Source organism: Acinetobacter sp. NBRC 100985 (genome assembly GCF_000241225.1).
Taxonomy (GTDB): domain Bacteria; phylum Pseudomonadota; class Gammaproteobacteria; order Pseudomonadales; family Moraxellaceae; genus Acinetobacter; species Acinetobacter venetianus.
In genome coordinates this window covers 153,804-174,535 of the sequence record NZ_BAEB01000021.1, presented here as the reverse complement: position 1 = coordinate 174,535, position 20,732 = coordinate 153,804, and the positions used below count along the sequence as shown (strand labels likewise).

Genomic DNA, 20,732 nt, shown 5'->3' with positions numbered 1-20,732 from the left:
TCAAAACCTAAAATAAATTGCGAGAACTTTCAATTCAAGCAAGATTAAACCGTCTATTGAATAAAATCCTTAATTATTTGCACAGTCTGTTCAACCATGAAGCATGGAAAACCATGTGAAGCACCATCAATCGAAACAACATATAGATTCTTTGCAGCTAAATTCTGAATATTTTGCACAACTTGGTAAGGAACTAAAGCATCATGCTCCGCAATCACATGAAGCTGATCACCTTGATAGTTTTCATACATCTCAACCAAATTGATTTGTTCCAACATCAGTAAGCCTTGCTTCAATAACGCAATCGGCTGTGGACGAATCAACTTTTGCATTGCTAAAAAATCTTTTCTTGCAGTATCCGCACCTTGGCAAACAAGTAAACCAAAGCGTTTTAAAGTTGTAATCGCATCCTGCTCAAATGATTGTTTAAACTGTTGGAATATTTCAACAGGCATTGCAGTCGACCAGTTTTCTTGCGCTACAAAACAAGGATTTGAAGCTAAAGTAATTAAAATCTTCTGTTCTGCATATTGTTTTTCTATTTGATGGACTAATAATGTTGCAAGTTGTCCACCCAGCGACCATCCAAGAATTACATCAAACGCTCTTGCATATTCAACTTGTTGTTGCAAGACTTGCTCATCTAAGGCATTGAAAATATTAATTCGATCTACACAATGTCCTTGCTGTTGCAATGCTTCATGCAAAGGTTGTAATAATTCGGCTCCACCACCCCATCCTGTGATCAGTAAAATCTTCTTAGACAAACGTATACCTTTTGATTGAACAATCATTTTGTATAAAACATCGCATATATTCGTTATTTTTCCTAGCCGCCCCACTTCAATTTGCTAAAATATGTGCGATTACACTTTGAGATCAAAATGATGAATACGATAAAATCCAAAGTTCTTATTCTTTGTAGCTCACTATTTTTAATGACTTATCCAAGTCTAACCGTAGCACAAAGTAACTTATTTTCCTCAAAAAATACCGCGCAGAAAGAATGGGTTGGACAATCTGCACCTGACTTTAAACTACAAGATCAAAGTGGTAAATGGCATACTTTGAATCAGTATAAAGGTAAGTGGGTTGTGCTCTATTTTTACCCTAAAGACAACACCGCAGGCTGTACACAAGAGGCCAATCAGTTCAAGTCACTTTACCCTCAATTTATAAAATCAAATGCTGTCGTTTTAGGGGTAAGTTTAGATGATGTCGCTTCACACCAAAAGTTTTCAGAAAAACTTGGCTTGCCATTTCCTATTTTGGCTGATGACAAAGGTGAACTTGCAGGAAAATTTGGGATTGTAAGAAATTTCGGAATTGCAAAAATTGCCAAACGTGAGAGTTTTTTAATTAATCCTCAAGGTGCAATTATGTATCACTATACCAGTGTCAACACACAAACTCATGCGGATCAGGTGCTTAAAGACTTGAAAGACGCTCAAACGAAAAAGTAAATTTAGAAATAAAAAAACTCAGCATTAAGCTGAGTTTTTTATTAATTTTGAATATTAGATCTGCGATTGAATATAGTTCTGTAAACCAATCAATTCAATTAAACGTAATTGTTTTTCTAACCAATAGGTATGGTCTTCCTCTGTATCAGAAAGCTGCTGACGAAGCATATCACGGCTAATATAATCTCCTTTCTCTTCACACAGCTTAATGCCTGTCGCAAGTTTCTCACGAACATGATATTCAAGCGCCAAATCAGCTTTTAAACAGCTCACAACATCGTTTCCGACATTAATGTCTTCACGATTCATATTTGGTTGGGCACCTAAAAATAAAACACGACGAATGATTGCATCAGCATGAGAAGCTTCTTCCTGCATCTCATGATCAATACGTTCGTAAATTTTACCTAAGCCCCAATCTTCGTACATTCTTGAATGAATTAAATATTGATCACGAGCAGCCAACTCACCGCCAATGAGCATATTTAAATAGTCGATGACTTCTGGATTGCCACGCATAATACTTACTCCTATCGAATGCCACTATTATGTGCAAGTTAAAATATAATTGCAAAGCTAAATTTGTGTAAGTTTATGATTTTTATAAAATTAAAATGAGAAACATACGCATTTACAGTTTTAATTAAGCAAAATTATTGAAGTAAAATAAGCGCTTGCAAACGAACATCTTGATCCTAAACCCATAATTTATGAAGAAAACGTTTATTTTCATTTTTGTAACCATTCACAATGCTTCTTATTTAGCCCTTCGTTTTAATCAATAAACTTAAAAAAATGACTGGCCAGCTGTTGTTTCTTTAAGCAAAATTCGCTAAATAAGAGCAATCACAAAAATACAATGTGGAAAAGAAATGAATAAAAGCACACCAATCTTGGTCACTGGAGCAACGGGTTATATCGCTGGCTGGATTATTGAACGGCTATTAAATCAAGGATATAAGGTGAATGCGACAGTTCGTGATCCATCTAAAACCAATAAAATCCAACATCTTTATGACATCGCCGAGAAGTCATCTGGACAAATCCAATTTTTCAAAGCAGATTTACTTGATCCAAATTCTTTTGATGATGCAATGCAAGGCTGTGAGGTGGTGATTCATACCGCATCACCTTTCGTTGTGACTAATTATAAAGATGCGGTAAAAGACATTATTGAGCCTGCGGTGAAAGGTACTGAAAACGTCCTCAATAGCGTCAACCGTACTGAATCCGTTAAACGTGTGGTACTCACTTCAAGCATTGCTTCGACCTATGGTGATGCAATTGAAATTCTAGATACTTCAAATAATGAGTTTGATGAAAATGACTGGAATAACACCAGCAACGAAACGCATCAACCCTACTCATATTCAAAAGTGGCTGCTGAACGCAGAGCATGGGAGATCGCAGATCAGCAAAGTCGTTGGAGTTTAGTTTGTATTAATCCAGCACTGGTTATGGGGCCGTCACTGACCGATGCAAGCCAATCAGGTAGTATTGAAGTATTGCAACAGTTCGGCAATGGTACGACCCTATTCGGTGTGCCGCCAATGTGGAATGGCATTGTTGATGTACGAGATGTTGCTGATGCACATGTGAAAGCCGCTTTGGATCCACAAGCCAAAGGCCGCTATATCATCTGTGGTGGAACATTAAGCTTACTTGAAATGGGTAAAGCATTAACGCAAAAGTTTGGTTATAAATATCCTTTCCCACATTTTACTGTACCAAAAACAGCATTCTCACTGATTGCACCAATGCTCGGACATTCTCGTCAGTTTGTAAAACTCAATATGGGTTATCCGATTTACTTTAATGCTGATCGCAGTGTAAATGAGTTGGGAATTCAATACCGCGATATTCGTGAGAGCGTTTGTGAGCATTTTCAGCAATTGCTAGATGATGGGATCGTGAAAAAATATATTTAATATATGAAAAAAGGCGGCATTTATGCCGCCTTTTTCATTCTAAACTCCATAGCACAACTCAAGTCATAAAACTTAAGCTTCATACTGAGTTAAAAACTCCAGAAACTCTTGTTCATTCATTACTCGAATTTCTAACTTCTGCGCCTTGTCTAGCTTACTTCCCGCTTTTTCACCCGCAACTACACATTTTGTTTTACTCGAAACACTGCCACTCACGCGTGCACCTAATGCCTGCAATTTCTGTGTTGCTTCATCACGTCCCATACTTTCTAAGGTTCCAGTCACAACCCAACTCTCGCCATTTAAAGGCTGGCGTGTTGGTGCAGTCGGCGCATCCCAATGAATTCCTGCTGCAAGCAATCGATCTAACACCTCAATGTTATGTGGAGCTTGGAAAAAGTCTGCAATCCATTCCGCAGTAATATCACCGACATCAGGAGTTTTCTTGAGTGCTTCGATATCAGCTGCTTTCAATGCTTCAAATGTCTGGAAAGTATTCGCCAACATACGCGCTGTTGTCTCACCAACCCCGCGAATGCCTAGACCATAAATGAAACGAGCCAAAGTCGTTTTCTTACTGGCTTCAATTGCATCAATCAAGTTTTGAACAGACTTCTCACCCATTTTCTCAATGGTTAAAAGTTTGTCGCGATGTTCATGTAGGTGATAAATATCAGCAACGTCTTTGAGTAAGTCGAGATGTAATAGAGATTCAACCCAACGATCACCTAAGCCCTCAATATCCATCGCTTTACGAGAGACAAAGTGACGAATCGCTTCAATACGCTGCGCTGCACAGTATAAACCACCCGAACAACGTGCCAACGCCTCCCCCTCTGGCATGACCACAGGTGAATCACAGACTGGACAATTGCTAGGAAGATGCACAATCTCCACATCGGCTGGTCTAAACTCAGCCCAAACTTTTTCAACTTTTGGAATCACATCACCCGTACGGTAGACACTCACAGTATCACCTACACGCACATCTAAGCGGTGGATTTCACCAATGTTATGTAAGGTCACATTCGATACCGTCACACCACCTACGAAAACAGGTGCTAAACGCGCAACAGGCGTTAAAGTTCCTGTTCTGCCTACTTGCCAGTCAATATTCTCAACTTTGGTTAAAGCGGCTTGTGCTGGGAATTTATATGCCGTTGCCCAACGCGGTTCACGACTCAGGAAGCCGAGTTGTTGTTGTTGCTTAAGGCTGTCCACCTTAATCACCATGCCATCAATTTCGACTTTAAGATTCGAGCGCTCTTGTTGAATTTGTTCATAACGCTGTTGCACTTCCTCAATCGAAGCACACAGGAATTGACGTTCGGCAATTTCAAAACCAAATTTGGTTAGCCAATGCAAACTATCGTGCATCGTAGCCAAACCATGATTTGGGACACACTGCGCGATGCCATACGCATAGAACGCCAATGGACGCGAAGCAGCAACATTTGGATCAAGCTGTCTTAGACTCCCTGCCGCAGCATTACGCGGATTGGCAAAGGTTTTCTCTCCTTTCGCCTCTTGGTCAGCATTGAGCTTTTCAAAACCCGATTTAGGCATTAGGACTTCACCACGAACTTCCAAGAAATCTGGAATGGCTTGATGCTGACTTGATAATACTTTAGGTAGATTCCGAATGGTTTTTACATTCTGAGTAATGTCTTCACCTGTTTCACCATCACCACGAGTTACACCACGAACCAACACACCATTTTCATACCACAGTGAAATCGCTAAACCATCGAGTTTAAGTTCAACATCGTATTGAACTTTTTGATTCGGTAGGCGCTCATCAATACGACGAGCAAAAGCAAACAAGTCTTCCTGATTAAAGACATTACCCAATGACAACATTGGGACTGCATGGGTCACGCTTTCAAATTTTGATAGTGCTTGACCACCCACCTTATTGGTTGGTGTATCAGCCTGAATACATTCTGGATATTGTTGTTCTAAGGCTTTAAGCTGATGAAATAAATGGTCATATTCACTATCTGAAATGGAAGGTTGATCCATCACATAGTAAGCATGATTATGTTTTGCAATCAGTTGAATCAACTGACGCATTTGCTCAATAACTGAGTTGTGTTCCATTTAAATTTCACCATATAAAAGGGCGGAAAAACCGCCCTATAACTTTTCACTGAATTTATTATAAAAGATTCATTAAGCTGTTGCTTGATTTGGACGATAATCAATCACATGATGACGCCAATGTTCTTTCAACTGCGGTGTAAACTCTAAATTGTTTTCGTCGTAGACCTTACCATCCACTTCACGCGCAATTAAGCCTGCAATACTGGTCATCATGTCATAACCTGTAACCGCTTTGCTATTTGGCAACGCAAGGAAGAACGCTAAGCCTTGTACCTGCTCACCCGATAAAGTTTCTAAATCGAAACCTGCTGGGCCATTATCCGTCATGCGTAATACAGAGAACATCAAAGCACTTGGTTCATCGGTATTTTCATAACGATGGAAGCATGACATTTCACCGAAACGTAAGCCATATTTCAACAACACTTTTAAGGCTTTATCACCTGACAATGCACGGCGAGGATTTGGGTATACATTCAAGGCAATAATCTGTTCGGCAGTTGCTAAAGCACTTTCATCATCATAACGTTGTTGTTCGTGCAAATGTACATCCAAGATATTGCTTTCACCATCAAACTCTTCAATAGCAACAGTTTCAATATTTGGATTTAAACTAAGCTCAGCTTCTGATTTTTCTTCGTCTAACTTTTCTGACGTCTCTAAAGTTGCAACTTTATCAACCGCTTCAGCCTCAATTTCGACCTCAGCATTGATTTGTTTTTCTTCAACCTGTTCAGCTACAGGTTCAGTTGTTGTTTTTGTATCTTCTTGTTCAGCAACAACATCTACTTTTTCTTCAACAATTACGACAGGCTCAGGAGTTTCTACTTGTGCTTCTGCTGACTCCACTTTAAAACTTGGTTCTACTCGTGCAGTTGCAGCGGTGACTGCCTCAGTTTGAAGTTGATCACGAACATGGCGCGGGATCACTGGCTGCTGACTTTCTGGATTAATATGTAAATCAGCTTCTAGTGACGGCTCAACTGGTTTTGGTTTTCTTAAAATCATTACTAAACCAACGAGCATAATCACAACGGCGATAACAATGCCTATTATTGTATTCATTTCCATACTAAGACTCCGCAACTAACCCGTATTCTTTTGCCTGTTCTAAATCGACAGTCACTAATTTTGATGTGCCTGGCTCTGGCATGGTCACTCCCAGTAAATCAGTTGCCATTGTCATTGCCAATTTATTATGTGTAATGTAAATGAATTGCACTTGTTCAGAAAGCTCTTTTACCAAATTACAATACCGCTGTACGTTGGCATCATCAAGTGGTGCATCAACTTCATCCAAAACACAGAATGGCGCTGGGTTTAATCTAAAGATCGCAAAGACCAAAGCCAAAGCCGTTAACGTCTTTTCACCACCTGAAAGCAATGCTAAAGAACTATTCCGCTTGCCGGGTGGACGTGCCATCAACTTCACGCCAGATTGCCAATCATCTTCAAGGCTTAAAGTCGCTTCACCACCACCAAACACTTTTGGAAATAGCAGTTGTAACTCTTGATTGACTTGATCAAAAGTGGTCATAAACAACTTACGCGTTTCTTGGTCAATACTCTTCATCGCACCTTTAAGCTGCTCGACGGTATTTTCCAAATCTTGCATTTGGTGACTAAGCTCATCAAAACGCTGCGAAACCTCCTCATACTCTTGTGAGGCAGCTAAATTTACAGCACCAATTTTTTCAAATTGCTGTTGAGCTTTTTCGAGTTTTTGCTGATGTTCTTTAATTTCAATCGAAACATCATTTAAAGCTTCAGTATTTAATTCTTTCAACTGCTCTAAATAGTGTTCTCGATCTGATTTTGCTGCTTGCCACGCCAAACGTTTTTGCTCAAGCAATTCACGTACTTGCTCATCTTTCTGTTGTGCCAGATGACGCTGTTCCGTTAATTGTTGTTGCTTCTCTTGTACCTGATTCAATTCGAGCTGCCATTCATTCCAATTTTTTTGCAACTTTTCAGTTTGTTGGAACTGCTCTTGGAATTGAGACTCTAAATTTGGTAACTCGAGTTGAATTGGATCTACAAATTTCTTCGCCTGTTCAATTTGTTCAATAATTTGTCGATATTGAGTTTTTAGAAATGAAATATCTTTCTCTAATAACTCAATTTGCTGATTGGCTTGAGACGTCTGACGGCGCAATGCTTCACGTTGTTGTTGCTGTTGCGTGAGTTGTTGCTGTTGCTCATCCAATTGTTCATTCAAATTTTCGACTTGAAATTGTAAGGTCTTATAATTCGGCAATACGGCTTCTAATTTCAATGCCAGTGCATGTAGATCAATCTCAAGATCATCACGCTGCATGGCATCTTCCTCAAGCTGTACATCGAGCTGTTTAAGTTGATCTGCCAATTGTTGCTGTTGCAGAACAAAAGCCTGAGCTGTGCTTTGTAATTTAGCAACCTGTACATCTAACTGTTGCAGCTCTTTTTGCTTTTGTTTTAATGTGAACTGCTGCTGTTGCAGATTTTGTTGCTGTCGCTGTAAATCTTGCTGATATTCTGCAAATTGATTTTCTAAATCAATTAACTGCGACTGCTTTTCTTCGAGTTGCTGTTGAATCTCCTCTAAACGGACTTGGTGACTCAACATCCCCTGTGCACTTTGGCTATCTTCGTCGTAGTGTAAACCAATCACCCAATCTGCACCGACATGATAACCATCTAGCGTTACAATCGATTGTGACTGATGGAGTTCGGCTTGATGATCTAATGCTATCGCTAAATCATCTGCAACGGTTACATTTGCCCAAAGTGAAGACTGTGGTGCTTCAATGTAGTCACTCAAACAAGTGAAATTGGCAACTCGAACAGATTGCTGCTTTGAAGATTTAAGTTGGCGAGCAACTCCTCCCTGAAATGACTGCTCATCATGCAACACTTGCGCTTGTAACCATTTGGCCAAGAACTTTTCAATAATAGCAGCATGCATTTTACCTTGCGCAGTTAAACGCAAGCTTTGCATCAATCGAACCACATTTTGATCATGCTTGGGACTTTGCTTTGCGACCAATTGATTTAAGTTCTTTTGTTCTGCTAATAAAACCTGAATCTCTGTTTTTAGGTTCTGTACATCGGTCTTATAAATCTGTTGTTGATCTTGCTGTTTCTGAACATCCTGCTGTAACTGCTCAATTGCAGTTTCTAATGCAATAATTTCTTGTTGAAGTTGCAGCTGTAATTGCTCAAGCTGTTCCTGCTCATCATCTTGAACTTGCGCACGAATTTGACTCGCTTGAGTCTGCACAGTTTGCTTTTGCTGCTCAATCCGCAGCACATTTTTGCCTAACTGTTCAATTTGAGCTGCCATCTGCAACTTTTTTTGTTGTTGCTGATCGACTTGTGTTTTCAGTTGTTCAAATTGTTGTTGGGCTTGCTTTTGCTGTGCCTGAACATCACTTACATTTTGTTCAGCAGATTGAGTCTGTTGTTCCAACTCAAGTAATTGCTCATTTTGCTCATCAAATTGAGTGGTTAAGGTCTCAACTTGTAGTTCAGATAACTGTAAACGTTCTTTGGTTTGTACTTTTTGCTGTTCTAGCTGTACCAAACTAGTGCTATTTTGCTGAAATAAACTTTGCTTCTGCTCCAGCGTCATTTTCAATTCAGCTAACTTTTTCTCTGCTTGTTGCCATTCTAGTTGTAAAGGTGATGACTGCTGAATTAAACGTTGAAATAAAGCACTGGTCGCCTCTAAGTCATGTTCAATCGTACTGGACTCAGAACGAACAAGCTTAAAACGCTCGCCAAGTTCCGTCATTTCCACGGTATATTCTTGTTGTAGCTTCTGACTCTGATTTACCTGAAAAGAAAGAATCTCAACTTTTAGCGTTCTGATTTGACCTTCTAAAGTTTTGTATTGAATCGCTGCTTCCGACTGACGCTTGAGTGTTCTCAGTTGGGATTTCAGTTCTGCTGCGATATCGTCTAGCCGTGCGAGATTTTGTTCAGTGTGTTCTAAGTGTTGTAGCGTTTCACGGCGACGTGCTTGATAACGAGAAACGCCAGCCGCCTCCTCAATAAACACTCTCATTTCTTCTGGTTTAGCATCGACAAGACGGTTAATCATGCCCTGCTCAATTACTGCATAAGAACGTGGGCCTAACCCCGTCCCCAAGAAAATATCGGTAATATCACGACGACGACAACGCGTACCATTTAAGAAGTATTCTGACTTACCTTCACGAGTCACTTGTCGACGAACAGCAAGCTCATTATAGGCGTTATAAGCACCACCTAGCTTTCCATAAGTATTATCAAAGCGAAGCTCTACACTTGCTACGCCAACAGGTTTACGCTTGGCTGTACCTGTAAAAATAACATCCTGCATACTGCCGCCACGCAGCTGGCGTGCATTAGACTCGCCCATAACCCAGCGAATCGCATCAATAACATTCGATTTACCGCAACCGTTTGGCCCAACAACCGCAGTACGGTTTGCCTTAAAATGTAATGTTGTACTATCGGCAAAAGATTTAAAGCCTGAAAGTTTTAAACTGCTTAAACGCATACTGCCCTAACTAGCGGCGTGAGCGTCTAGCCCAAGCCAATTCAATCTGTTTCATACGTGTCAGAGATTCCAACACAAGGTTACGCAAGTGTCGACAAAAATCTTCCATAAATAAAGCAGCTTGTTGTGATTTTCGGATTAAAATAGCATCAATCACAAGCTTAAACAGGGTAAATGATTCTTGAAGTTCTCGACGAGAAGTATTTAACGTTAAAAAATAGCTACGGCGTAACGATGGCAACAGTTCTTTATAGAACTTCATGAGATATGGGTTTGCCACCATTTCATGTTGTTCAGCTAAATATTTAAAAATCGCATCGTAGAACTTTTCAATATCCCCAGCTCTGACAAACTCCACCAACTGATCAAGAAGAACCTGCAATTGCTCTGCTTCGTTGACTCGCCAAGTCTCACTAATTCTCTGCACGATATGACCCAACACCATGACATTGGTATCAAATAATGCTTTGACCTGTTGCGCTGACATTTCAGAGACAATTGCACCACGACGTGGAAAAATCTCAATCAGATAAGTACGTTCTAAAATCAACAACGCTTCTCGGACTGAGCCACGGCTTACATCTAACTCTTTAGCGATGCGTAATTCTTGAATACGCTCTCCTTCGACCAATTCTCCACTAATGATCTGTTCACTTATATATTTTGCAATCTGTTCAGAAAGACTATCAGCCTCATCGAGATTCATGATCCCCTCGCTATCTTTGTTATACGCATTGTCCAATGCTGTTTGCGCTTTTTTGTTTTAACTGATCTCGCCTCATAAATTCTATATCATTGTCTGACAATTTTATTGCTTTTTAAGCCAATCGCGATGAAAAAGCATGCTTTTTCTAAAAAAGTTGAACAGAAGCTTTATTTTTCTACGAATAAGATCAAAAAGTTAAGTCTGTAAAGTCTGATTAACCGAATATCTGAAAGATAGAACCACTCACCAAAATTTTATTGATATAAATCACATAAAATAATATTTTTATTAAAATAAACACATTTTATCTTTACTGAATTATTCAGTTCTTCAATATGAGTCTCATCATGGATGTTCAGCAAGCTGTTAATATTGCAATTTTTGGGATGAGTCTCAGAGTATTGAACGAGTTGAAAGAACGTGTTCTCAGTGCAGTTCCCAATCATATCCAAGTAAATTGGAGCAATATTGCTGAACCAAAACTCGATATTTTGATGATCAATCATATCTTTTTAGATTCACCCAATATTCAAAATCTGATTAAAAATAGTAATATCAAAGTATTGCGACTCATCAACAATATAGAAAAAAGCAGTACGATAGAAAATGACATTCTCTATTTACCAATCCATCATATTCATTCACTGCATCAATGGCTCAATGAGAAGCTCTCTGGTGCACCTATGCTTAAAGATCAACCGCAATTCGATGCTATTGAAAACGCTAAGCCTATTCAACACAAACACATCAAAGATGTATTAGACGAAATTCAGAATCCTAAGAACGGTAAAATACAGATCTTTAATAATGATGGTTTGCTTGCAATTGCTGATCCTCGCAATGAGTGGTTATGGCAAAGTCCAGATTATCAGTCCAAATCGACCGATCTAAGCCTTAACTACACCTATGCGACGCAAAATAACTTATCTTGGATCACGGATTCACAACAACAAGATTTAAAACAATGGCTATGGAATTTAATCTGGTCATCACCTGATTTTATTGAGTTGTGCCCTGCATCCACTTCAAGTTTTTATCTCGAAATTTGGCCACAACCAAAAAATAAAATTGATCGCCAAAATATTTTAAGAATGTCTGCTTGTTTCGCACAAGGAGCACAAATTACAACGGTTGCTACTCAACTCAATCTGTCAGAACAATACGTTAGACTTTTTATTGGCGCATGTTTAGCAACCCACTACGGTAAAGTCATTAAAGACCATCAAACGACTTATCAACCAAAAAAACAACATAACGAGACTGAGCAACACTTTATGAAGAAGCTATTTGGTCGCTTACGTCATCGTTTGGGTTTTTAATTTAGGACAACATTATGATTTTACATCAATATAAAATTGTCTTTGGTGGAACGATGGGTTCAGGTAAGTCCACGGCGATTAAAGCTCTATCAGAAATCGAAGTGCTCGGTACTGAAGCACTGAATACAGATATTGAATCACATGAGAAGCTACTTACCACTGTAGGAATTGATTACGGAGAAATCACTTTAGATGATGGTGTAAAAGTTGGTCTATATGGGACACCAGGACAAGATCGTTTTGATTTTATTTGGTCAGTCATTTGCAAAGGTGCGATTGGAACGATTGTAATGATTGACCATGCTGCGGAAAATCCACTCTTTGATTTAGATCAGTTTATCCAAGCATTCCAACCTTTCGGCAATAATATCGTGATTGCCATTAGCCATATAGATCGAAAGCCAGAGCGTACCCTCTCTATGTATAGAGAATGGCTGCGTGAAAAAGCATTGAATTATCCATTGTTTTTTATTGACGCTCGCCAACAGGATGATGTTCTACTATTGGTCGAAACATTAATTGCAATAATCGAAGTACACTATGGTTTGATCAATTAAAGGGCTTAAAATAACCCTTTATAAATAAAATAACTGCCCACAAAAACTAATAAACCTGCAAAACATTTTTTCAACATTGCGGGTGATAAACGATGTGCAACCTTCGCACCTAATTTGGCAGTGATAAAACTCATCGCACTAATACCTAAAAAGGCATAAACATGCACATAACCAATCGTGTTTGGCACATCGATTTTTTCTTGAGCCCCAAACCACATGAAACCAATAGCACCAGCAGCAGCAATAGGCAATCCGCACGCCGCAGAGGTTGCAACGGCTTTCTGCATCACCACGCCATGACGATTCAGATAAGGTACGGTTAAGCTCCCACCGCCAATCCCGAAAATTGCAGAAGCAACACCTATTCCTCCACCAGCGGCAAACTGCCAAGGTGCAGATGGTAAATGTCGATTGGGATCAACTACAGCATGCGCGCCTCTAAACATTTTAAATGCCATTGCTACAGCGAACACACCGATCAAGAGTTGTAAGTGTTGACCTGACATTAAATCAGCCACGCCCGCACCCAGAAATGAACCTATCACTAAACCAGGTGCTAAATTACGAAAAACATGCCATAACACAGCCCCTTTTTTATGATGAGCCATCACAGAGCTAATAGACGTTACAATGATAGTTGCTAGTGATGTTCCAACTGCAATATGCATAATCACATTCGGGTCATAATTCATTTGAGAAAAAACGACATATAAAATTGGAACAATAATAAGCCCGCCACCGACACCAAATAGCCCTGCTGTAAATCCAGCAATTGCACCAATCAGCAAATATATGATTAACTCCATAAACTCATGACCACGCTACTCGTAAAAAATGATGGATGATTTCGCAACTCGCCAGTTACAGCAATTATTAAACGCAAAAAATCAATTTCCAGAAGTGGTGTTACTTAAAACCACCACCACATCGACCAATGATGATATGCGTGAAATTGCACAAAAAGGCATTACGACAGGACTGGTGTGCAGTGCACAACAAACGCAAGGACGTGGTCAACACCATCGTCAATGGTCATCTCCTGAAGGGAATATTTATTTCAGCACACTGATTCAAACTAAAACAGCACTCGACGGTCGCCTTGCACTTGAAATTGCACTGAATATTTTACAGATGCCTAGCTTACACGGTTTAACGTTGCAGGTTAAATGGCCAAACGATTTATATAGTCCACAAGGGAAATGGGGCGGGATTCTCGTCGAACCACTCTCTGCTCATCAGGCAATCATCGGAGTTGGCTTAAATCTCAACACTCCTCCAGTTGAAAATGCTGATCAACCGATCACCTCTCTAGCAATGTTAGGTTTACATCAGATTGATCGTTTAACATTGATTGCTGAACTTTACACGGCTATTCAACAAGCAGCACAATGGTTTCAGCACGGCAGCTATAATTTGGCAGAACGCTTTAATCATCATGCAATTTGGTTAAATCAAGAAGTCGAATTTGAACATGCCAAAGGTAAAGTTCGGGGAATTTTTCAAGGAATATCCAATGACGGTGCTGTGATTATCCACACTGATCAGGCACAGCAATTTTATCAAGGCCGTCTACGCTTGGCTTCACTATAAGGAAAGTAGTCCGTTATGAAAAGCTTATGGCTCGATATTGGAAATACACGCTTAAAATACTGGATCACTGAACAAGATCAAGTGATTGAGCATGCTGCTGAGTTACATCTACAGTCTCCAGCTGACTTATTGCTTGGACTCATACAACACTTCCGACATCAAAATCTCAGTCGCGTGGGTATTTCCTCTGTTTTAGATCCTGAAAATAATCAACGTATTCAATTGATCTTGGATATTCTAAATATCCCTGTGATCTTTGCCAAAGTACATGCTGAATATGCAGGTCTGAAATGTGGCTATGATGTGCCGAGCCAATTGGGGATTGACCGCTGGTTACAAGTACTCGCGATGGCGAAAGTTGATCAAAACTTTTGTATTATCGGGTGCGGTACGGCTTTAACAATTGATTTAGTTGAAGGCTTTCAGCATTTAGGTGGTTATATTCTGCCAAATTTATACTTACAACGAGACTCCCTGATTCAGAATACTAAAGGAATTAAAATTCCAGATTCTGCCTTCGATAATTTAGATCCTGGCCATAATACGGTTGATGCCGTTCATCATGGAATTTTATTGGGTTTGATTAGTACGATTGATCAAATTATGCAGCAATCACCTAAGCATCTTATTCTCACAGGTGGTGATGCTCATTTATTTGCCAAATTCCTGAGTCATTATCAACCTCAAGTAGAGTCAGATCTATTACTTAAAGGACTGAAGCACTATGTTCAATTTAATTCAGCTTTGAGTAAGGTCTGAAGAATATCCAATAATTGAGGAAATTCAGCATAGCCATCCTCAGCACGGAAATGCCCTGCTTGAGCAACCTCAATCAACTGGGCATTTAACATATGTGAAAATTTAAAAGTTAATGGCACTGGAACAACTGGGTCATTACTCGAAAAAAATACAATACGTCGCAAGATGTTGGCTCTTAATATTCCACTCTCAAAACTAGACGCTTGAACAAATGCATCAAATTCGGGATGTTGAGGCACTCGCTCGTTAAATCCTGCTAAAAATAAGCCTGCTTTAATATTTGTCTGCTGCAACTTTTTTGCTAGAAACCGCACTGTTGCGAGACATGAAAGACCATGTGCAATCACAATACTCTGATCATTTAAATTATTGCATTGTGCTTCAAGACAAGTCTGCCAAACCTCGGCATCAGGATGATTTGCATCTGCCAAAAAAATACGCTCTACATTAACACCTAAGCTTTTTAAATGATTATCCAACCATAGATACCAGTGCTGTTCAGGATCAGCATTCTCAGAATGCATAATAAATACTTTACCGCTTAAATTATGTGACATACTCAACACTATTTATTAATATAAAACATATATTTAAATTTAATTTTCATTCTTTTTATTCTATTTTAATGTAGATATTTTGTATTAATTTCATACAAACACACTTTATTATTCAAATAAAAAAGGTGCTTAAAGCACCTTTTTTAATGGAAGAGAGATTATTTCTTTTGGTCATTATTACCAAATAGAGGTCCCATATTTCCGCCACCAAATTGTTTTTGCATATTACCTAATGATTTCAACATCTTGCTCATACCAGATGGATTCGCAAACTTCTTCATCATTTTCGCCATTTGTGCTTGTTGCTTGATCAGCTTATTGACTTCAGCAACATCCATACCACAACCCGCAGCAATACGCTTTTTACGACTTGGATTCATTAAATCTGGGTTACGGCGCTCTTTAACCGTCATGGATTGAATAATCGCTTCCATACGCTTAACTTGCTTTTCAGGATTTGCTTTTTCAATCGCGTCCTGAATACCCGCATTACTCATACCAGGCAACTTGTCCAAGAAGCCCATCATGCCGCCCATTTTGCTCATTTGCTCAAATTGCATCAGCATATCTTCAAAGTTGAAGGTACCGCCTTTTTGCAATTTTTTCGCCATTTTTTCGGCTTTTTCTTTGTCGATTTTACGTTCAACTTCTTCGACCAAAGAAAGGACGTCACCCATACCCAAAATACGTTGCGCTACGCGATCAGGATGGAATGGCTCTAATGCATCAAGTTTTTCACCAATACCTAAGAATTTGATTGGCTTGCCTGTGATTGCACGAACAGAAAGTGCTGCACCACCACGGGCATCACCATCAGTTTTAGTGAGAATCACACCAGTTAAAGCCAAAGCATCATTAAAAGCTTTTGCAGTATTGGCAGCATCCTGACCTGTCATCGCATCGACAACAAACAATGTTTCTGTTGGTTTAACCGCTGCATGTAACTCTTTGATTTCGTCCATCATGTCTTCATCGACATGTAAACGACCTGCTGTATCGACAATCAAGACATCAGCAAACTGAATTTTCGCTTGCTCAATGGCACGATTCACAATATCAATCGGCTTCTCAGAAGCCTCAGATGGGATAAAACCAACACCAACATCATTTGAAACTGTTTCTAACTGCTTAATTGCCGCTGGACGATACACGTCAGCAGAAACGGTCATCACTTTTTTCTTTTGACGTTCTTTTAAGAAACGCGCTAATTTTGCGGCAGTTGTCGTCTTACCAGCACCCTGTAAACCAGCAAGTAATACAACAACAGGAGGTTTTGCACTTAAATCTAAGGTCTCATTTGCCTCACCCATCATCTTGGTGAGTTCATCATAGACAATTTTTACAAATGCCTGACCAGGAGAAAGCTGAGTCATAACTTCCTGACCGAGTGCTTCTTCCTTAACCTTCGCGATAAATTCACGAGTTACAGGTAACGCCACATCGGCTTCAAGAAGTGCCATACGTACTTCACGTAAGGTATCTTTAATATTGTCTTCGGTCAGCTGCCCTGAGCCAGTAACATTTCTTAAACTCTGTGTGAGTCGTTCTGTTAAGGTATCAAACATTGCGAAATCCGCTTAAAATGGCTAGTTGCAAAAAAATCTTTCTTAAAATAGAAAATTTATGCATAGAATGCTATAGGATACTGTAGTTCGAAGCGAATTTATATCTTATATGGTGAATATTATTCATCCTCCTAAAAAAGGTTTGACATGATCAGTCTCCCCTTGGTTTACACAATTTTGGCACTGGTCGCATATACCAGTTCTTTTTGGTATCTGTTTATCCATTTAATGTCAAAACGTACTCCAAATATTTGGTGCTATGGTCTTATCGTCGTCTTGGGGCTTGCTCTTCACGGGGTAGTTCTTTACCAAGATATGGTGACCCCTATTGGTGTCAATTATGATGTGTTCAATCTTATTTCTTTTACTTCTGGCTTAATGCTTGCGCTAAGTTTAGTTTTAAGTTTGATTCGACCAATTTTACCATTAAATTTAATTGGTACACCTGTAGCTGCTATTGGTTTAATTTTAGGTTATGCATTCAGTCAAGCTAATCAAGTGATTGAACAACATAGCGTTGGTCTTGATTTTCATATTATTTTATCGCTTTCTGCTTATGCAGTTTTGTTAATGGCGACGATTCAAGCTGTACTACTATGGTTTCAAGATCGTGAGCTTAAGAAAAAACAAAAAAGAAGAATTTGGGTCAATTTACTTCCTCCATTTCAAGTGATGGAATCCCTTCTATTTGACTTAATCATTACAGGTTTTGGACTTTTAACTGTTGCCTTGCTATTTGGCTTCTTTACCATCGATAATTTCTTCGCACAACATCTCGCACATAAAACTGCATTCAGTATTATTTCGTGGTTTTTATATGGTGCTCTATTAATTGGCCACTACAAATTCGGTTGGCGTGGGCGCAAGGCAATTCGCTTTACCATAACAGGTTTTATCTTGCTCGCGATTGGATTTATCGGCAGTAAATTTATTTTAGAAATGATATTAGGACGTTAATAGAAACGTTCTAAAATGGAATCATAATGTATTCTTACTATAAATATACAGATATAGATAAGACAATAATCCTGTATGAACTAGATCAGGAACATTACTGTTTAAGAGCAATCTGTAGCACATCATCAATAATCTTGAATACAGCTTTTATAAATGAACAATCTAATTTTTTTCTACCTGAAGGAAGCTTCGAAGAACATTTAGAAGAATTATCTCTTATTACAAAGGAAGAATTTTTAAGTTTTTGGAATAAATCTATATCGCAACATGTAGATGCATGGGATAGCTTAAAAAGCAAACTTCACATCAATCAAAATATTGATACAGAGATTGTTTGTTTCTATCCACAAGGTGTTATTGTTAAATATGGAGAAATTTTTTTGGGTTTAGTGAACTACAAAGACTGCGAATCCATTTTAGGAACAGACAATATTTATCCTCAACAAAAAATTAAACTGTATGTGCAAAACTTTGATGATGAAAACTTATGGATTAACTTCTCAGTAAACCCTCAACATCAGCCTGTGTAGAACACAATATCATTTTATAGACATCTTACCAAAAAATGCGTATAACGCTGTTTTCGCTTATTTAGGTAAAAATCGTGAAACTTGTACTCGCCCCGATGGAAGGTCTTACTGATCCAATCATGCGTGATGTGCTCACCCATGTTGGCAGTTTTGATTGGTGCGTGACCGAGTTTATCCGTATTACTGATAGCATTCAGCCAGATCATATCTACTATAGCTTTTGTCCAGAACTGAAAAATGGCGGTAAAACCGCAGCTGGCACGCCTGTACATGTACAATTTCTTGGCAACAATCCAGACATGCTTGCTGCTAATGCAGCAAAAGTCGTTGAGCTAGGTGCTCCTGCAATTGATTTAAACTTTGGATGCCCTGCTAAAACAGTGAATCGGCATCGTGGCGGATCTATCCTGCTTGATGAACCAGAAACCGTTCACTTACTCGTCAAGGCTGTACGTGATGCTGTCCCAAAACACATACCCGTTTCTGCAAAAATGCGTTTAGGCTATTTAGATGAAGATCACACTCTAGACAATGCACATGCCATTGAAGATGCAGGTGCCAGTTGGCTTACTGTACATGCTAGAACCAAAGCAGATGGTTATACACCTCCTGCTTATTGGGAAAAAATTCAACCAATTACCGAAGCATTAAAAATTAATGTCATCGCAAATGGCGAGATTTGGAATAATGCAGATGCCAAAGCCTGTTTAGAACAATCTCATTGCCAAGACTTAATGATTGGTCGCGGTGCAGTAACCACACCAGATTTAACTTTGTGTATCCGCCAAAATAAAGACCAAGCAATTCTTTCATGGTCTGATTTAGTCGAATTACAGCAACGTTTCTTAAGTGGTCAATATAAAACAGAAATCGGAATGATTGGCCGTTATAAACAATGGTTGGGGATGATGACTAAAGCTTATCCAGAAGCACAAGAGCTATGGGGAAAAGTAAAAAAAGAGAAGCAGCTTGATCAAATTCTTGATTATTTAATATAAAAAGGGAGAATATCTCCCCTTTTTATTCTAAATTTACATACCACTAATTTTCATTTGAAGATTAGTGACCGATGCTCCTTTCATTCCAATATTTCCAATTGAATTATTCTGCAATCCGTTAAAAACATTTGGATCAAGCGTACCTATTGTATTGCCTAGTTTTACGTTGTTTAAACTTAAATCAAACTCATCGGTTTTATTTGGATTTCCAAAAACAATCCCACCAAAATCTCCTGGTGTGGGTCCCATGATACCAGCATAAAACCCATTCAAGCCAAAGCCACTCGTAGCGTTAGTCGCTTTGAATTGAAAATCAAAACTAGCACCTATAGGCGTCGTTGATGAATCTCCCGGTGTAGAATAATCAGAGACTAACATCATGTTACAGCCTGTGCCTGTCCCACAAATTGACTCAATTGCACCATCAAACATAAACATATGACTTTGAGGTGCTCCACCTAATTGAATATTAATTTTAGGCTTATTAGAGGCTAAAAATTTGATATCAAAATTATCTTTGACACGCAATAACTCTTTAACACCTGACTGTAATTTAATAGCAGAAGAAATATCAAAAATAGATTTTCGAGTATAAACACTGCCACTTACATTGGATAAATTATTCGCATCCGCAGTATAAATAGAAAATGGCTTGATACGAAACCCGCTGTAATTCCCATCAAATGAAATTGCGATGTTAGCAAAAGCACCGTTGGTTCCAGTACCTTTATCAGTATCTATAGATGCTTTAATAAGCGGTAGTGATGTATCAGCATTACTTGCATCAATGCCCACAATTGCAACAGGGTTTGGTTTTGATGCAGTTATAGGAGTTTGACCAGCAATGCCACCTATAACTAAGCCAGCACGATTTGTATAATCTGTCGAAGTGTAACTACCATTTGATAAACCATCACTATCTATAATCGCAATTTGATCAAACTCAACTTTAGATGTATTTACAGTAATATTTATACCGTCTTGCCCAACAGTGGAAGATAAACTCTGATCATCCATTGGTTGCATTGCCATTGAATAAGGACTCAATAACAATAAACATCCTAAAATATTCTTTTTCTTCATTGTCCTAATCCTTAAGACAAACGCTTAAATAACAACCAACATTCTAGCATAGAAAAACATCATATCAATGCTAAAAAAATCTGGTAAATATATAA

The 20,732-nt window shown here is 38.9% G+C and carries 19 protein-coding genes; 9 read left to right on the top strand and 10 right to left on the bottom strand.

The features are described 5' to 3' along the window. Window positions 1-53: 53 nt before the first annotated feature. On the bottom strand, window positions 54-794 hold the full coding sequence (locus ACT4_RS07325) for a hydrolase (RefSeq protein ID WP_007481076.1): 741 nt from the start codon (window positions 792-794) through the stop codon (window positions 54-56). A gap of 90 nt (window positions 795-884) precedes the next feature. On the opposite strand from ACT4_RS07325, the gene ACT4_RS07320 reads away from it, so the two are divergent. Beyond that, window positions 885-1,463 (top strand): peroxiredoxin, encoded by a 579-nt coding sequence (locus ACT4_RS07320; protein WP_034604751.1) that lies wholly within the window; start codon window positions 885-887, stop codon window positions 1,461-1,463. A 54-nt stretch (window positions 1,464-1,517) separates the two neighbouring features. Here ACT4_RS07320 and bfr read toward each other — a convergent pair whose 3' ends face one another. Then, the gene (gene bfr / locus ACT4_RS07315) at window positions 1,518-1,982 is read right to left on the bottom strand and encodes a bacterioferritin (protein ID WP_004881207.1); all 465 of its coding nucleotides are present in this window, start codon (window positions 1,980-1,982) and stop codon (window positions 1,518-1,520) included. 353 nt (window positions 1,983-2,335) lie between these two features. Between bfr and ACT4_RS07310 the strand changes: the two genes are divergently transcribed. Continuing rightward, on the top strand, window positions 2,336-3,391 hold the full coding sequence (locus tag ACT4_RS07310; protein ID WP_007481072.1) for an aldehyde reductase: 1,056 nt from the start codon (window positions 2,336-2,338) through the stop codon (window positions 3,389-3,391). Window positions 3,392-3,463: 72 nt separating this feature from the next. On the opposite strand, the gene ligA is transcribed toward ACT4_RS07310, so the two are convergent. The 4 genes from ligA to ACT4_RS07290 form a co-directional block, all read right to left on the bottom strand. Next, window positions 3,464-5,491, bottom strand: a complete 2,028-nt coding sequence (gene ligA / locus ACT4_RS07305) for an NAD-dependent DNA ligase LigA (protein WP_007481070.1) — start codon at window positions 5,489-5,491, stop codon at window positions 3,464-3,466. Window positions 5,492-5,563: 72 nt separating this feature from the next. Beyond that, window positions 5,564-6,565 (bottom strand): cell division protein ZipA C-terminal FtsZ-binding domain-containing protein, encoded by a 1,002-nt coding sequence (locus ACT4_RS07300; protein ID WP_007481068.1) that lies wholly within the window; start codon window positions 6,563-6,565, stop codon window positions 5,564-5,566. Between the two features lies 1 nt (window position 6,566). Beyond that, window positions 6,567-10,016, bottom strand: coding sequence for a chromosome segregation protein SMC (smc, locus tag ACT4_RS07295; protein ID WP_007481066.1), 3,450 nt, complete (start codon window positions 10,014-10,016; stop codon window positions 6,567-6,569). A 10-nt stretch (window positions 10,017-10,026) separates the two neighbouring features. Then, window positions 10,027-10,722 (bottom strand): GntR family transcriptional regulator, encoded by a 696-nt coding sequence (locus ACT4_RS07290; protein WP_004881216.1) that lies wholly within the window; start codon window positions 10,720-10,722, stop codon window positions 10,027-10,029. Between the two features lie 347 nt (window positions 10,723-11,069). Here ACT4_RS07290 and ACT4_RS07285 point away from each other — a divergent pair, with 347 nt between their 5' ends. Together ACT4_RS07285 and ACT4_RS07280 are read left to right on the top strand one after the other, a co-directional pair. Next, the gene (locus ACT4_RS07285) at window positions 11,070-12,041 is read left to right on the top strand and encodes a hypothetical protein (RefSeq protein ID WP_007481063.1); all 972 of its coding nucleotides are present in this window, start codon (window positions 11,070-11,072) and stop codon (window positions 12,039-12,041) included. Window positions 12,042-12,055: 14 nt separating this feature from the next. Then, a complete protein-coding gene (locus ACT4_RS07280) occupies window positions 12,056-12,598 on the top strand; it encodes an ATP/GTP-binding protein (protein ID WP_007481061.1) in 543 nt (180 codons plus the stop codon). A 5-nt stretch (window positions 12,599-12,603) separates the two neighbouring features. Here ACT4_RS07280 and ACT4_RS07275 read toward each other — a convergent pair whose 3' ends face one another. Further along, entirely contained in the window at window positions 12,604-13,404 is an 801-nt protein-coding gene (locus tag ACT4_RS07275) for a sulfite exporter TauE/SafE family protein (protein WP_007481059.1), read from the bottom strand. A 31-nt stretch (window positions 13,405-13,435) separates the two neighbouring features. On the opposite strand from ACT4_RS07275, the gene ACT4_RS07270 reads away from it, so the two are divergent. Together ACT4_RS07270 and ACT4_RS07265 are read left to right on the top strand one after the other, a co-directional pair. After that, the gene (locus ACT4_RS07270) at window positions 13,436-14,188 is read left to right on the top strand and encodes a biotin--[acetyl-CoA-carboxylase] ligase (protein WP_034604749.1); all 753 of its coding nucleotides are present in this window, start codon (window positions 13,436-13,438) and stop codon (window positions 14,186-14,188) included. A 15-nt stretch (window positions 14,189-14,203) separates the two neighbouring features. Next, window positions 14,204-14,947, top strand: coding sequence for a pantothenate kinase (locus ACT4_RS07265; RefSeq protein ID WP_007481055.1), 744 nt, complete (start codon window positions 14,204-14,206; stop codon window positions 14,945-14,947). On the opposite strand, the gene ACT4_RS07260 is transcribed toward ACT4_RS07265, so the two are convergent. After that, window positions 14,917-15,504, bottom strand: coding sequence for an alpha/beta hydrolase (locus ACT4_RS07260; protein WP_007481052.1), 588 nt, complete (start codon window positions 15,502-15,504; stop codon window positions 14,917-14,919). The genes ACT4_RS07265 and ACT4_RS07260 overlap by 31 nt on opposite strands. A 158-nt stretch (window positions 15,505-15,662) precedes the next feature. After that, the gene (gene ffh / locus ACT4_RS07255) at window positions 15,663-17,069 is read right to left on the bottom strand and encodes a signal recognition particle protein (protein ID WP_004881228.1); all 1,407 of its coding nucleotides are present in this window, start codon (window positions 17,067-17,069) and stop codon (window positions 15,663-15,665) included. 147 nt (window positions 17,070-17,216) lie between these two features. On the opposite strand from ffh, the gene ACT4_RS07250 reads away from it, so the two are divergent. The 3 genes from ACT4_RS07250 (at window position 17,217) to ACT4_RS07240 (ending at window position 19,554) form a co-directional block, all read left to right on the top strand. Continuing rightward, entirely contained in the window at window positions 17,217-18,026 is an 810-nt protein-coding gene (locus ACT4_RS07250; RefSeq protein ID WP_007481049.1) for an inner membrane protein YpjD, read from the top strand. Between the two features lie 26 nt (window positions 18,027-18,052). Further along, on the top strand, window positions 18,053-18,556 hold the full coding sequence (locus ACT4_RS07245; protein ID WP_004881231.1) for a hypothetical protein: 504 nt from the start codon (window positions 18,053-18,055) through the stop codon (window positions 18,554-18,556). A gap of 74 nt (window positions 18,557-18,630) precedes the next feature. Further along, on the top strand, window positions 18,631-19,554 hold the full coding sequence (locus tag ACT4_RS07240; RefSeq protein WP_004881233.1) for a tRNA-dihydrouridine synthase: 924 nt from the start codon (window positions 18,631-18,633) through the stop codon (window positions 19,552-19,554). Window positions 19,555-19,587: 33 nt separating this feature from the next. On the opposite strand, the gene ACT4_RS07235 is transcribed toward ACT4_RS07240, so the two are convergent. Further along, entirely contained in the window at window positions 19,588-20,637 is a 1,050-nt protein-coding gene (locus ACT4_RS07235) for a DUF6160 family protein (RefSeq protein WP_004881235.1), read from the bottom strand. Window positions 20,638-20,732 lie beyond the last annotated feature (95 nt).